We start from the raw sequence: 12,987 nt of genomic DNA, 5'->3' as shown, positions 1-12,987 counted from the left end.
TTTATGAAGCCGCAGCCTTTTACGCTGGAACTCTCGAACTGCCAGCTGCGTCACGACGGCGGCGCGGCGGATAAAGATGAAGTTCGGATGGTGAATGTGCGCTGGATTGATGGGTTTATGGTTAATTCCGTCAGCAATGAAAACGCTGGTTATCTGGCGAATACGCGCGCGGATGGGGCCAGCCATATTTTCCTGGCGCTGTCGACTAACGACAATAATACTCTGGACAAGAGCAATAAAATTGTCCCGGCTGACCCGCAGCAAAACCGGGTGCCTCTGGTCGAAAAGGCGGTGGATGGCGGGATATTTACTTATTACATTGGCTACGTTACGCCAGCGCCGGAAAAAGCGACCAGCGGTCCGTTGACCAGCTGGGCGACCTGGGAGTTAGTTTATAATTGAGTGATTGATTGACTTTATTGCGCGAATGTTAATATTGATGCCGGAATGCTCCGGCATTTTTTTAAACCTTGATATCTTCTTTGACCAGTTGTTCAATACTGACTTCCTTCCAGTAGTGTCCCTGAATAGCAAACCACTCCATGCCCTGTAACCATTTCTTGTGCGCTTCGCTTTCTACGCCTTCAATAATCACATTATGGTGGTTACGGGAAAGAAAGGTGATCAGCGCATCCATCAATGGTCGGCCAGAATCTTTTTGCATTAAATGCCAGAAGAAGTCTTTATCGATTTTGACATAATCAAAATGGTAGCCTCGAATCGCGCTAATACCCGCATTGCCTGAGCCAAAATCATCGAGCCAGAGCGTCGTACTTCGCGGATCGCTCCAGGTTGCAAGAGCATTGTTCAATAATTTATTCGAGTTTTCTGTTACCTCAAAGTGAACGCAGCCAATGTGGCCAACGAGGTTTTTAATCTCTGGTCTTAGCAATATGTTGAGTATATGGTCATCAACATTGATTGTTGCAGAGATGCCGTTTTTATTAAACCACTGTTTATGTTTTTCAATAAGCGCCAGTTGCTCCATGAATATGCTCTCGCGCAATCCCGCATTGGCATAGCGGAAGAAGTTTTCTGGAGAGATAGACAGGCTATCGAAACGACTCAGGCACTCTACGGCGACGAGCGTACCTTTTGGGGAAAACATCTTTTGAAAGACATAACGAACGGATATATCGCTACGTGATAAATTATGATTGGAAAACAGAGTCGCGTTCATTATCTCTCGTCAAAAATCAGGTCGGAGGTAAAGAGAAGATAACTTTATTATAGGTCAGGTTTATGTCTATGGGAATGATTATTAAAGGCAGATTACCAATGAATTATCGGTTTTTGATTGGTCACCCACATATTTTTGGCTTTAGCACCGATACATATTGACTATCCTTTTATTCATTATCCGTGAGTTATTCATCCCCAGTTTCTTCATAATATGTACCTTATGACTGTGTACCGTTTTGTGATCAATATCGAGGAGTAATGCGATTCTTTTATTGTTGTTACAGGCAATGATTAGCTCCAGAACCTGAAGCTCCCTAGCGGTTAGCTTACGCCGGGTACATAACCGCTGGCAGCCATCGGCGGTCAAAGGTCTGTTGATGATGGCTGAGAAATCTGATAAAGAAGATTTTTCATTCAAAATCAATATATTATCAATATAAAGCAGCTCCCGGAACAGTCTGGAGAGGTCACTTTTTACAATTAAAACCAGCAAAGCGCAGTGCGTAAGACGCTTGCGCAGGGTATTAAGCAATGCGACCGTTGTGGCTGCAGAGATATCCTTATGGATAGTGTTGACAATAATGGTAGTAGTTGATGGCGCGCTGGTCCCCTTAACAATATCCTGGAAGTTAAGAGTGGTGATGTTTTTTTTGTTATCAATCATATAATCATGGATTGAGTGCCCGATGATATTGTCGTCAGTATAAAGTAATGTGTTTTTCAATGTGTTAAATTTTCCTGTTGACTATCGTTATCAAAAAATGTCTTGTGTGCTATTGAATTAATAGTGTTTTAGATTAAAGTGGTTGTGTTTTATTGAAATTATATTTCATCAAATGAATTAAACTAGGCTTCGCCTGTTTATTATTTTTCTATCAATTATCAATTTGACAATTATTTTTTCTATCTTCTCTTTTTTTTCTTCACTTTCGTAATAAAACATGCAAGATACTCTGAAGCTTGTTGCATCACATTGTTTGCGATTATTTTCCTCGGATATATGTTTTATCTTTAAATTAACAAGGATTTGTCCGTACTCCCCAAGATTTAACACTGAATTTTCAAGTTCATTTCCATTTCTAATAAAACTATGCAAAGGTTCCAGGGATATAAACGAGCAACCACCTTCAGATATATCATTCAAGTGATATTTATAAATAGTGCCACTTCTGTATCTTCCAGAGCAATAAAACTGGCTTTCGTACCTAACGTTAATTCTTGGTGATGTCCTTCGTTGTAGTATTGATAATGATTCAGGGATAATGAAGCATAGAAGATTGTTTGAATTGCTTTTGTCAGTGATTCGATTGTTGGTTGTGAATTCTATTTTTCCTAATGGGCTGTGGATGATAAAATAAAAAATGCTCTCTTTAGGAAGGCCTGGATGAGAGGTAGATGGTTTTATATAGAAAAAATTTCCTTCTATTTTTTTTAGGGTTGACTGGTGTTTTATATCATTACAATAGAAGTACAATTTAGATTGAATCCTGAGTTCATCTCTCAGAATTGCAATGATTTCATATCTGGAATTTTTAGAAACTCCTTCAGACATATTGACTCCCTAATCCAAAAATAGACAGAATTTTAATTTATTATCCCATGTTTGAATCGTATTTTTCTTAAAAAAATGCCATTACAGCCTATTGTTTGATGTAAAAAAATAGGCTAATCCTATTGATCGATAGTTGACACTGTCGAATTTTGGGTATAAGGATTTAATGGTTTATGGGGCACCTTCACCCCATCAATCTGATACCACCCTCAGATGGTTGATAGATCGACTCCGTAGTTGAGTTCCTCTGCGAAGTCCGGCAGTCCGTAACCGATGGTTTTCTTGTAGAAAGGAGAGACCTTCGCAGTCGGTGCCTTCTTCTTGTGCTTCGTGGTGTAGAGCATTCGTGCCCGCATCACCTCGAAGGAGTAACCGCGCCCTTCACGGTTCTTGTCCTTGGCCAGTCGGTTGATGGACTCCGTGTAAGCGTTGGTGACGGGCATGTCCGTCTCGAAGTAGGTCATGGTCTCTTCGCGCCAGTTTCCCACTGCCCTGACCAGATCGCTCCAGACTTCCTTTTGGCCCTTCGGGATGGTGGCTATCCACTCGTCCAGGGCGGCTTCTGCCTGGAGCCGTGTGGTGGCGTCCCAGATGCCGTAGAAGCGCTCCTTGTGCTCGTAGGCGGCCAGCAGTTGCGGGAACGCGCCTGTCCAGGTCTCCATGATGAGGCGCTCCCGGTCTGAGACTTCGTGAGCGCGTTTCAGCAGGATTTTCCGGTCTCCCTTGAGAGTCCGGCTCTGGGACGGTTTCAGCTCCTTTCTGAGGCCCTTGCGCACTCTCTCTAGGGCATCGTTGGCCATGCGCACCACATGGAACTTATCGACCACGATACGGGCCTGGGGCAGCACAGCCTTGACCGCTGCCCGGTAGGGGTTCCACATGTCCATGCTGACGATCTCGACCTTCTGCCGGTCTTTCAGCTTCATCAGGTAGTTGGTCACCACGTCCTGGCGGCGGGTGGCCAGCAGGTCGAGCAGGGTTCGCTCCTCAATGTTGGTCAGAATGCAGCGGTAGCGCTTGTTCAGGTATAGCTCGTCAATGCCCAGGATGCGGGGCGTCTCGAAGCGGTGCCAGCGCCCCAGGAACTCGGCGCGGGCGTTGAAGATGTCGCGCACCGTCTTCTCGTCCAGGCCGGTCTGTGCCGCCACAAAGGTGTAGGGGTGGTTGAAGGATTCCTTCTCCACGTACTCATGCAGCCGCAGTGTCATACGGAATCCGTCCACCATCTCCGGTAGCTGGGGCCTGAATGTTGTCTTGCAGGCCCGGCAGGTGTATCGGCGGCGGACCACCCAGAGAGTGACCCGCTTGCCGTGGATGGGCAGATCACGATAGGGAACGTCACGCTTGCCGAACCGTACGAACTCACCCTGCACGCCGCATTCCTCGCAGGCGATGGGATCGGGCACGTCCACCTGGAAGTGCATTTCGTCGTCGGTTGATTTGCAGCCCAGTACTTGGTATTGCGGCAGGTGAAGGATGTTGTCGGGAAGTTCGGTCATGGTGTTGTATAGGCGTAGGTGTCAGTCAGATCCATCCGACTCGGCATTGGTGTTTGCTTTTTTACCCAACAAGCTGCTGGAAACGAAAAGTAAGGCACCGAGGACAATTGCAATATCAGCCAGGTTGAAGGCCGGCCAATGCCAGTCTCGCCAATAGAAATCAAAGGAATCCACAACATAGCCGCGAAAGACCCGGTCAATCAGGTTGCCCATGGCGCCACCGAGGATAAGACTGTAAGCGATGGCTTCTCCTTTATGACGATTTTCAAGGATCAGCTTGATCAGAAAAATCGAGACCACTACCGCGATTCCGATAAAAAAGTAGCGCTGCCAGCCTCCACCATTCGCAAAAAGACTGAATGCGGCACCGGTGTTCCATAGGTGCACCCAGTTAAAGAACGGGGTCACCGAAACATACTCGCCATAGGCCATTGATTGCTGCACCAGCCACTTTACAGCCTGATCAGACGCTGCCAGCAGGCCCGATATGGACAATAGGGCATACGGCGAGAGCTTTTTGCCAATAATGAGCATTATTTAACCCTTCAACGCCAAAATGCGTCTGGCACCGTTAAGTACAATGCCCCCCGCGATGGTGCCGATAATCAGATCCGGATAATTGGAACCGGTCCACGCGACCAGGGCGCCGGCGGTGATGACCCCCAGGTTGATCACCACGTCGTTGGCCGAGAATATCCAGCTTGCCTTCATGTGCGCCCCGCCTTCCCGATGTTTGGATATGAGCAGCAGACAACTGGTATTGGCAATCAATGCGACGAATGCGATAGCCATCATCACCAGCGATTCAGGCTCACTACCGAATACAAAGCGTCTCACCACCTCTACGAGCACGCCCACAGCCAAGATCAGTTGCAGTACACCAGCAAGATGCGCGGCACGTACCTGCATTTTCACGCTATGTCCAACCGCATAAAGGGCAAGCCCGTACACCGCCGCATCGGCAAAATTGTCCAGGGATTCTCCAATCAGGCCGGTGGACCGGGCGATCAGACCGGCAGTCATTTCCACCACGAACAGAAGTGCATTGATGCCGAGCAACCAGCGCAGGGTCCCGGATTCTTGCTTAGCAGAAGCTGCCGAAAACTCGGCGGCCTTGATGGTCTCCGGATTTGCAGCGACGGTTTCCTGAAGCGAGGCGCCTAGCCCCAAGGTCTTCAGTTTCGAGGTGACGGGCTCGACCTCGCCGTCATGCACGACCTTCAGCCGGCGGTTCGACAAGTCGAAGGACAGCGCCCGAATCTCCTCAAAGCCGTTCAGGGCTAGGCGAATCATTCGTTCTTCTGATGGACAGTCCATCTTCGGCACGGCATAAACACTGACCCATCTCCCTGGCGCCTCGGAGGAGGCCTGTATATCGGTATCCGCTGCGGACGTTGCATCACCGCCACAGGCGCCACCACAGGATTTGCTCATGATACGACTCCACTTGAACAATGTTGTGGTACCATTTTAAACTATAAAGCTACTATAAGGTCAATAGAGTAAAGAATCCGTTGGGGAGGAGGCTGATGCGCATTGGTCAGTTGGCGCAGTTGGTAGGGGTCGAAACACAGACGATCCGCTTCTATGAACAGCAGGGCTTGTTGCCGCCGCCTGATCGGCAGGACAACGGTTACCGTGTCTATACCGAGAAGCATGGTGAGGGGCTGGCCTTCATCCGTCGCTGCAGAATCCTGGGCCTGTCACTGGCTGAGATTCACGAACTACAGAGCTATCAGGACGACCCTCATCAGCCTTGTACCGCCGTCAACGCCTTGCTCGATGATCACATCTCTCATGTGCGGTCGCAGATAACCGCTCTGCAAGCGCTTGAGAAACAACTCGTTTCACTGAGAGCGAGTTGCAACGATGACCGGGAAGTTGAGGCGTGTGGGGTTCTTGCTGGAATTAGCGAAGGAAACATGCACCAGCAGTAGGTGAAGCATCAACCAGATAATCCGATGAGATGCCGGTCTGTCTCACTCTCATGCAAAGGTAAGATCAACCATTTAATCCGCTTACCCCGAATTTTCTTTATAGGTATTTGGAATGAATAATCTTTTAATATAAACATCCCTGGTCTACCAATAGTGATGATAGCGGACAGTGATGTAGTCCCTTAAACAGACAGTAGTTGTATCTCCAGATAAGAGATAAGGTTGAATATATGTGTAACACAGGTGCTAATTCTGAGGTGACCGAGATCTTGTTAGGGCAATAAGCCCGTAAGTGTCAGACTCATCAGGAGAAAATCGCCATTATCCAGCAGACGATGGAGTAGGGGTATGAATGTCTCCTACGTAGCCCACCAACATGGTAACCATTCAGCCGTCTGACAGGGCAGATGCTGTACCCGGCGTAATGACGAAGTTGACGCAGGGATACAGTCTGACATCCTCAATATCATCAGTGACATGCCGAGTTACGGTTATCGTCGCGTACAGGTTACCGGACATACCGGTGCAGTGGCTGACGGATAATGGTTCAGCGTATACTGCACATGAAACGCGGAAGTTCGCAGTTCGTCAGAGAGTTGAATCTTGAGCCATGCACAACAGTGGTGAGCAGCCCGGAAATCAACGAAATAGCAGAAAGCTTCGTGAAGATGATAAAACGGGACTACATCGGAATCATGTCGAATCCGGACAGCCAGGCTGCGGTGATGAATTCGGCAGTGGCGTTCATTCATTACAACAAACGTCATCCGCATAGTGCTCTGGGATATCAGTCAACACAGGAATATATACACAGAAATCTATCGCAATCGTAAGAGAGTAAAAATATCTGGATATATAGGGTCAAATATAGGAATAATTTCACGACATACAGCAGGAGTAAAAAATGTTACGTGGATCCGAAAGAGAAACCGCTTTATCAAAACTTAAAAAAGCAACTGACCGTTATGAGATTCAGGCAAAAGGGACGCAGGAAGAGATTACAAATCTATTCCTTTTGCGTCAGAAATGCAGTGAAAACTTATTACACACGTCGAAAACTATGTGAGTCAACTGGCAAATAAACCAAAAGAATTCGATAAATCCTGGAGTGAACTAAAAGCAGAAATTGTTGAGTTCGACAATGTTGTCGAAAAACTAGAGGAGGAATATCGCACATCGCACGTTGGTAAAGGGACTGCAACGGCGGGAGTTGCTGTCGGAGCCGGTGTTACAGCATTTGCACGGCTTTGTTGAATAAATCAGATTTCGGGTAAGTCTCCCCCGTAGCGGGTTGTGTTTTCAGGCAATACGCACGCTTTCAGGCATACCTGCTTTCGTCATTTTGTTCAGCGCTCGTACCAGGGCCATAGCCTCCGCAACCTGACCATCGTAGTCACGCAGCGTCAGTGAACCCCCGAACAGCTGTTTTACCCGGTACATCGCCGTTTCCGCTATCGAGCGACGGTTGTAATCTGTTGTCCATTTCCACCGCGCATTACTCCCGGTCATTCGCTGATTAGCCACTGCACGGTTACGGTCTGCATATTCACCGGGCCAGTAACCCGCACCTTTTCGGGGAGGGATAAGCGCGCTGATTTTCTTACGCCGCAGTTCATCGTGACATAGCCGGGTATCGTAATGGAGTTGCCCCCGCTAAAACGGACACGGCTAATTTATAGCTAGTAGCGAACTTCTGTACTCTCTTGGTGACTGCATTTTCAGCCCTTTATGAGGATGCCAGTTATTATAGTCTTCCATCCATTCCGTCAGTTTTTCCATTACGGTCACCGCATCCGGCAGGTCATTCACATACACGTAGTCACGCTTGAACGTTTTCACGAACGATTCAGCCATCTCATTGCTCTCCGGACTACGCACCGGCGTCGTACACACGATGAACCCGAGTGAGGCAGCGAACGTCCTTGTGGCGTCCGCTATGTAGCAACTGCCGTTATCAGTCAGCCACTCAACTGCGTGTGGCAGGTAAAGCGTATTTCCAAAGCGCTTTTCTACACTCTCATTTGGTTTTATTGGTGCCGTAGTTATTTTTGTTGATATTCCTGCAAAGCAAAAAATTGCAGCGGGCATAGCTTGTATCCTAGTGCTTTTCGTCGGCTATCTTTGGTTGTGGTTCAGAGCAAATGGCTTGAGGGAAATCAATCTGACTATAGAGGAAAGTACAGTTGTTATTAAAACAGGGGATATCTTTAAGCAGGAAGGTTTGAAAGTTATAGCTTTTAATGAATACTTTGACACTCAAGTTGATGAACGAATCATTGCTCAAGCCAGCCTTAATGGTAAATTCATTAGAGAATACTGTGATTGCTCTGTTAGTGAATTAGATGCATATATAGAAAATTATCGATTTGATTCGGATGAAATAAAAGAAATCAATGCGGATCGGCCTGAAGGTAAAAAACAAAAATTTGAGATTGGTACCATATGCGTCTACCATGATTACATACTTACCGCGCTATCTAAATTCAACAGACACAATGAAGCGTATCTCACCATGCCCGAGTATCTTGGGTTTTTAATAAATTTTTGGGACAAAGTGAATCGTGTTTACGCTCAGAAAAGCGTTTCTGTACCAATCTTTGGGTCCGGGCTCACCAGAATTAAAGGTCATAAAATTATCGATGAGCAAGATCTCCTAAAGATCATGCTTTGGACTTTTAGGATAAGCGAGATGCGATTTAAACACCCTGCGAAATTGACAATAATGATCCATGAAGGGAAGATTGATAAAGTCAATCTTTTAGAATTAAAGACTGCAAGAAATGGCTTGTAGTTAAATTAATGATGGAGGCCTAAGTAATGGCCTTCATCATTTAAATGCGATTGACAATCCATTCAATTGCACCAGAAGTACGAATCCATGGTTTTATATTGCTATTGACATAATCAATGGCCTCGTCCATTCCACCTAACGTAATATATCCACTGTTAGACTTAGGTTGCAATCTGCACTTTGATAACAAGCCGGGAATGTGTTTATTAGAATCAATCGCAGTTCTAGCGATATCATCGGCATCAGGGGATGACTGTCTGTAGGCGAGGAGGGCGCGTGTATACTGGAGATACGGGCGCACATCTTCTGAATAATCATCCAGTAGTAAGGTCAGCTCATCCACCATTTCCAGTTCGAGATAATAACCAGTTAATAAATGGCGAATCCCCTGGTTGTCGTTCGGGTTGAGCTTGAGCATTTCGCGGCAATGAGCCATGGCTGGGTAGAAATTACCGGACTCCCATAAGGCATCAGCCAAAGCTGCTTTTGCTCTCATATATGGACGTGTTTCGACAAATCCCCAGAAACGTCCTGCGAACTCCTGAAAATCCTCGCCAAGAGCAATGCTGGCTGCGTACAAAGCCGTCTCCAGATTCCCAATTTTTGACTCAGGAGGTTCTTGAGATATCTCGCAGTAGAATGAGTATGCGTCAGCACAGAGCGGGGATTTCTTGATAGCTTTTCTGATGAGTTTCAGCACAACGTCCAGGTCATCAGTTTCCCAGGCATCAAACATGAACTCCTGAGCCGCAGCCAGATCCAGATGTAATTGCTCAGAACTGACAGCATTTTTATACAAATCAACGCGTTTTTTAGTCGGGAATTTAATCATCTCAAGTATCCTTTTGGGTGCTCACTGTTCCGGTACTTTGCAGCACTGATGGTCGATTCTATCGCTTTGAACTTGCCACAAACAAGCTCGGGTCTACCAGAACGGGATTGATAGCCCGGAGCTGTTCCTGGACGCGCACCTGAGCCTTACGGCTGGGCGATTTTTTGCTTCGTTCCCGTTTACCTTCGCTTTCCCGCTCATCCTGCTTTACCTGAGCCAGTCTGAGTACTGTCCCGAGACGTTTGTTATCAACAATCTGCCCCTGGTCGACACAGGCCAGCTTATCAAATGCCTGGCACTTAAGGCTCCGGTGCCCATAGTGGAAGGCGAGGGTGCCATCGGGATAATCCAGTACTTTAATTTTTTCACCGGCAAGACGGCTATTTTCTTCTGTTGGGTCCATGAGATAAAGGATCTTATCGTACTGGAAGGTCAGTGATTTCGACACGGTACGAACATCATGCCAGGCAAAGATGTCTCTTAATTCATCGGGGCTTTCCTGCACCGGACGATGTAAATCTTTGGGGAACCTGGCCGGACGTGAGAATCGGCGGTTAAAGTCTGCAATGAAAGTGGCAAGCCAGGCATTTGCTGCCTCAATGCCGGTAATACCTTCCAGACGCATTTCTTTGATCAGTCGATCCTGAAGAGTCTGATTCGCACGTTCCACGCGGCCTTTAGCTTCAGAGCTGTTGGCACAGATAAGCTCGATTGCCAGGTCATAAAGCACACGTCCGAACTGGGTAACAGTGGTATTGCGATTCTCTGGACCACTGACGCGAAATATTGCGTGTTTGTCACTGTACAGTGATACCGGCTTCCCATGCTGCTCAATGTATTCCCGGGTAGCCAGCATGTAGTCAAAGGCTGTTTCTGATTCGCTGAACCGCAAATGCATCAGACGGCCGGTGGCATCATCGATAAAGACCAGCAGGCAGCATTTTGGTGCACGGCCTTCAAACCAGTCATGGTGGGAGCCGTCGATCTGGATCAGTTCCCCCAGGCAATCACGTCGATGCCGGGGTTGATAAACCCGTGACTTGCGTCGGGCATGTGGGATCCAGATTCCGTCAGACGTCATCCAGTTGCGGACGGTCTCGATTGAAAGCCGGATATTATGGCGCTCTCTGAGCTTTTCTGCGGCCAGTGTGGGTCTAAAGTCACTGTAGTTTTCACGTATCAGCGTGAGTACACGCATTTTGAGAGATTCGGTCAGCCGACGGTTGCTGGGTTTACCGCGTTTGCGGCTGACAAGTCCTTCAGCACCTGAAACCCGGTAACGATTAATAAGCCGTTGCGCCTGACGTTCTGAAATGCCAAGCTGTGATGCTGCATCACGACGGCGCAGACGCTTTTCACAAACTGCCTGTATCACCGGTAAACGGTGGATCTCTTTATCTGACATGGTCACCAACATGCGTTGAGTCCCTTAGAATTGCATTCAGTTTAGCTTACTCTAAGGTGACATTTCTATCTGGATAAAAGGGAGTGCGGACGAATTCCTGGACCTTCAGGGGTTAATTTATGCATTCATACGAGGACCGGATCCGGGCCGTCGAACTCTATTACCGGTACGGAAAGAAAGCCTCCGTTGTCGTCATGGAGCTGGGATATCCTTCCACAAAACAGCTGGGCCGTTGGGTTCGGATTTATGAAGAGAAGGGCGATTTACCCAGGGAATTAAAGCCAAGAGAACGCTATTCACGGACACAGAAAATTGCTGCTGTTGAGCATTATCTTACTCACGGTGGTTGCCTGTCGCACACTCGCCGAGCCATCGGCTACCCCAGTAACGAAATTCTAAAGCGCTGGATTGAAGAGTTTTACCCAAATGCGCGTCCCCTGGTCATTCGCTCAGGCACAAACAAATGCTTCAGCCCGGAAGAGAGGTCTCAGGCCGTCCGGGAACTCTGTAACCGACGTGGAACCGCGCGTAAAGTTGCACAAAGCATAGGCGTCAGCGTCCCGGTCCTGTACAAATGGAAGAAAGACCTTATCAGTGACGAGGCTTATCAATCCATGCGTAAACGAAAGGCAGCCCCTCAAGATAAAAATCAGGATGCTTTACTCGGTGAAATCCAGCGACTCAGGCAGCAGGTTCATCAGCTGCAGCTCGAACGTGACATACTGACAAAGGCGAATGAACTGATAAAAAAAGATCTGGGCATCAGCTTTCTGACACTGAAAAACAGGGAGAAAACCCTGATAGTTGATGCCCTTAAGAAAAAGTACCCCGTTGCTGAGTTGCTAAGCGTTCTGCAACTTGCCCGCAGCTGTTATTTTTACCACAAAGCCAGCAAACGTCTGTGCGATAAGTATGCGGAAATACGCGTGATCATGGCCGATATCTTTGAGGAGAATTACCGCTGTTACGGCTACCGGCGCCTTCACGCGATGCTTCGCGGTAACAACAGGGTTATTTCTGAAAAGGTTGTCCGCAGACTGATGGCAGAAGAGCAGCTCGTTGTTAAGCGCACCAGGCGGCGACGATACAACTCTTACTGTGGCGAAATCGGCCCGGCACCGGAAAATTTACTCGCCCGGGATTTTAGTTCCTGCAGGCCAAATGAGAAGTGGCTGACCGATATTACGGAGTTCCAGCTTCCGGCTGGAAAAGTCTATCTGTCGCCGGTTATCGACTGCTTTGATGGCCAGGTTGTAAGCTGGTCGATAGGAACACGCCCGGACGCGACGCTGGTGAATACGATGCTCGATGAAGCACTCGATACGCTCAACGAACATGATAAACCGGTAATACACAGCGATCGTGGTGGCCATTACCGGTGGCCGGGCTGGCTCGATCGTATCAACACATCCGGACTTATAAGGTCCATGTCGCGCAAAGGATGCTCGTCGGATAATGCTGCGTGTGAAGGCTTCTTCGGGCGTATCAAAAACGAAATGTTCTATGGCAGAAACTGGACTGGTATCACGCTGGAAAAATTTATCTGCTTCCTGGACAGGTACATACGCTGGTATAACGAGAAACGTATCAAGCTATCATTAGGTGCAATGAGTCCGGTGAAGTACCGGCAGCATCTTGGGATCACAACATAACAGTCCAGGAAAACATCCGCAGCCCCAAAAGTGACATTACTAAATGGTTATAACAATACATGTCAAGGCTCAATTGAAATGTCCGTTATCCAGCTCAATTAAAATGACCACTTTGATCTCTCATTCTCTTTACTGAT

General features: G+C 47.6%; 14 protein-coding genes and 3 pseudogenes. 7 read left to right on the top strand and 10 right to left on the bottom strand.

The genetic code is table 11. From position 1 onward, the window contains the following. Window positions 1-402: fimbrial protein (locus tag ACESQ2_RS28170; RefSeq protein WP_373171591.1), on the top strand; the 402-nt coding region annotated here is incomplete at its 5' end. 61 nt (window positions 403-463) lie between these two features. Here the strand turns inward: ACESQ2_RS28170 and ACESQ2_RS28165 are convergent. The 6 genes from ACESQ2_RS28165 to ACESQ2_RS28140 form a co-directional block, all read right to left on the bottom strand. Continuing rightward, a complete protein-coding gene (locus tag ACESQ2_RS28165) occupies window positions 464-1,180 on the bottom strand; it encodes an EAL domain-containing protein (protein ID WP_032731930.1) in 717 nt (238 codons plus the stop codon). A 141-nt stretch (window positions 1,181-1,321) separates the two neighbouring features. Then, entirely contained in the window at window positions 1,322-1,906 is a 585-nt protein-coding gene (locus tag ACESQ2_RS28160) for a helix-turn-helix transcriptional regulator (RefSeq protein WP_000799244.1), read from the bottom strand. A 117-nt stretch (window positions 1,907-2,023) separates the two neighbouring features. Beyond that, window positions 2,024-2,734 carry a flagellar brake protein gene (locus tag ACESQ2_RS28155; protein WP_074169301.1) on the bottom strand — a complete coding sequence of 237 codons (711 nt, stop codon included), beginning with the start codon at window positions 2,732-2,734 and terminating at the stop codon, window positions 2,024-2,026. Between the two features lie 209 nt (window positions 2,735-2,943). Beyond that, on the bottom strand, window positions 2,944-4,233 hold the full coding sequence (locus ACESQ2_RS28150; protein ID WP_004574636.1) for an ISL3-like element ISPpu12 family transposase: 1,290 nt from the start codon (window positions 4,231-4,233) through the stop codon (window positions 2,944-2,946). A gap of 21 nt (window positions 4,234-4,254) precedes the next feature. After that, on the bottom strand, window positions 4,255-4,767 hold the full coding sequence (gene lspA, locus ACESQ2_RS28145) for a signal peptidase II (protein ID WP_003821921.1): 513 nt from the start codon (window positions 4,765-4,767) through the stop codon (window positions 4,255-4,257). A 3-nt stretch (window positions 4,768-4,770) separates the two neighbouring features. Further along, window positions 4,771-5,667, bottom strand: a complete 897-nt coding sequence (locus ACESQ2_RS28140) for a cation transporter (RefSeq protein ID WP_004364974.1) — start codon at window positions 5,665-5,667, stop codon at window positions 4,771-4,773. Window positions 5,668-5,762: 95 nt separating this feature from the next. Between ACESQ2_RS28140 and cadR the strand changes: the two genes are divergently transcribed. The 4 genes and pseudogenes from cadR to ACESQ2_RS28120 all read left to right on the top strand — a co-directional run bounded on the left by cadR (window position 5,763) and on the right by ACESQ2_RS28120 (window position 7,424). Then, window positions 5,763-6,170, top strand: coding sequence for a Cd(II)/Pb(II)-responsive transcriptional regulator (cadR, locus tag ACESQ2_RS28135; RefSeq protein ID WP_004364961.1), 408 nt, complete (start codon window positions 5,763-5,765; stop codon window positions 6,168-6,170). A gap of 508 nt (window positions 6,171-6,678) precedes the next feature. Continuing rightward, window positions 6,679-7,003, top strand: a pseudogene (locus ACESQ2_RS28130) (integrase core domain-containing protein); the annotation flags it as partial. Window positions 7,004-7,074: 71 nt separating this feature from the next. Continuing rightward, window positions 7,075-7,236 (top strand): hypothetical protein, encoded by a 162-nt coding sequence (locus tag ACESQ2_RS28125; RefSeq protein WP_003032086.1) that lies wholly within the window; start codon window positions 7,075-7,077, stop codon window positions 7,234-7,236. After that, complete coding sequence (locus ACESQ2_RS28120; RefSeq protein WP_127074617.1) at window positions 7,233-7,424, top strand: hypothetical protein; 192 nt, start codon at window positions 7,233-7,235, stop codon at window positions 7,422-7,424. Before ACESQ2_RS28125 ends, ACESQ2_RS28120 begins: the two co-directional genes overlap by 4 nt. A 45-nt stretch (window positions 7,425-7,469) precedes the next feature. Here ACESQ2_RS28120 and ACESQ2_RS28115 read toward each other — a convergent pair. Next, window positions 7,470-7,808, bottom strand: a pseudogene (locus ACESQ2_RS28115) (IS5/IS1182 family transposase); the annotation flags it as partial. 30 nt (window positions 7,809-7,838) lie between these two features. Beyond that, window positions 7,839-8,189 (bottom strand): annotated as a pseudogene (locus tag ACESQ2_RS28110) (integrase core domain-containing protein); the annotation flags it as partial. A gap of 127 nt (window positions 8,190-8,316) precedes the next feature. On the opposite strand from ACESQ2_RS28110, the gene ACESQ2_RS28105 reads away from it, so the two are divergent. Continuing rightward, complete coding sequence (locus ACESQ2_RS28105) at window positions 8,317-8,961, top strand: macro domain-containing protein (RefSeq protein ID WP_177941493.1); 645 nt, start codon at window positions 8,317-8,319, stop codon at window positions 8,959-8,961. Window positions 8,962-9,001: 40 nt separating this feature from the next. Here ACESQ2_RS28105 and ACESQ2_RS28100 read toward each other — a convergent pair whose 3' ends face one another. Beyond that, window positions 9,002-9,793 carry a tetratricopeptide repeat protein gene (locus tag ACESQ2_RS28100; protein WP_003032641.1) on the bottom strand — a complete coding sequence of 264 codons (792 nt, stop codon included), beginning with the start codon at window positions 9,791-9,793 and terminating at the stop codon, window positions 9,002-9,004. 58 nt (window positions 9,794-9,851) lie between these two features. Continuing rightward, complete coding sequence (locus ACESQ2_RS28095) at window positions 9,852-11,198, bottom strand: ISNCY family transposase (protein WP_077255298.1); 1,347 nt, start codon at window positions 11,196-11,198, stop codon at window positions 9,852-9,854. A gap of 119 nt (window positions 11,199-11,317) precedes the next feature. On the opposite strand from ACESQ2_RS28095, the gene ACESQ2_RS28090 reads away from it, so the two are divergent. Further along, a complete protein-coding gene (locus tag ACESQ2_RS28090; protein ID WP_064386399.1) occupies window positions 11,318-12,850 on the top strand; it encodes an IS3 family transposase in 1,533 nt (510 codons plus the stop codon). Window positions 12,851-12,987: the final 137 nt, after the last annotated feature.

It is taken from the genome of Klebsiella sp. Q11, assembly GCF_964241505.1.
GTDB classification, from domain to species: domain Bacteria; phylum Pseudomonadota; class Gammaproteobacteria; order Enterobacterales; family Enterobacteriaceae; genus Klebsiella; species Klebsiella michiganensis.
This window is presented reverse-complemented; position numbering and strand designations above follow the sequence as displayed.

What these genes read in the sequence shown, in the direction of transcription:
- ACESQ2_RS28165 (WP_032731930.1), bottom strand. Translation starts at nt 1,180, where the DNA reads ATGAACGCGACTCTGTTTTCCAATCATAATTTATCACGTAGCGATATA.
- ACESQ2_RS28155 (WP_074169301.1), bottom strand. Translation starts at nt 2,734, where the DNA reads ATGTCTGAAGGAGTTTCTAAAAATTCCAGATATGAAATCATTGCAATT.
- ACESQ2_RS28150 (WP_004574636.1), bottom strand. Translation starts at nt 4,233, where the DNA reads ATGACCGAACTTCCCGACAACATCCTTCACCTGCCGCAATACCAAGTA.
- lspA (WP_003821921.1), bottom strand. Translation starts at nt 4,767, where the DNA reads ATGCTCATTATTGGCAAAAAGCTCTCGCCGTATGCCCTATTGTCCATA.
- ACESQ2_RS28140 (WP_004364974.1), bottom strand. Translation starts at nt 5,667, where the DNA reads ATGAGCAAATCCTGTGGTGGCGCCTGTGGCGGTGATGCAACGTCCGCA.
- cadR (WP_004364961.1), top strand. Translation starts at nt 5,763, where the DNA reads ATGCGCATTGGTCAGTTGGCGCAGTTGGTAGGGGTCGAAACACAGACG.
- ACESQ2_RS28125 (WP_003032086.1), top strand. Translation starts at nt 7,075, where the DNA reads ATGTTACGTGGATCCGAAAGAGAAACCGCTTTATCAAAACTTAAAAAA.
- ACESQ2_RS28100 (WP_003032641.1), bottom strand. Translation starts at nt 9,793, where the DNA reads ATGATTAAATTCCCGACTAAAAAACGCGTTGATTTGTATAAAAATGCT.
- ACESQ2_RS28095 (WP_077255298.1), bottom strand. Translation starts at nt 11,198, where the DNA reads ATGTCAGATAAAGAGATCCACCGTTTACCGGTGATACAGGCAGTTTGT.
- ACESQ2_RS28090 (WP_064386399.1), top strand. Translation starts at nt 11,318, where the DNA reads ATGCATTCATACGAGGACCGGATCCGGGCCGTCGAACTCTATTACCGG.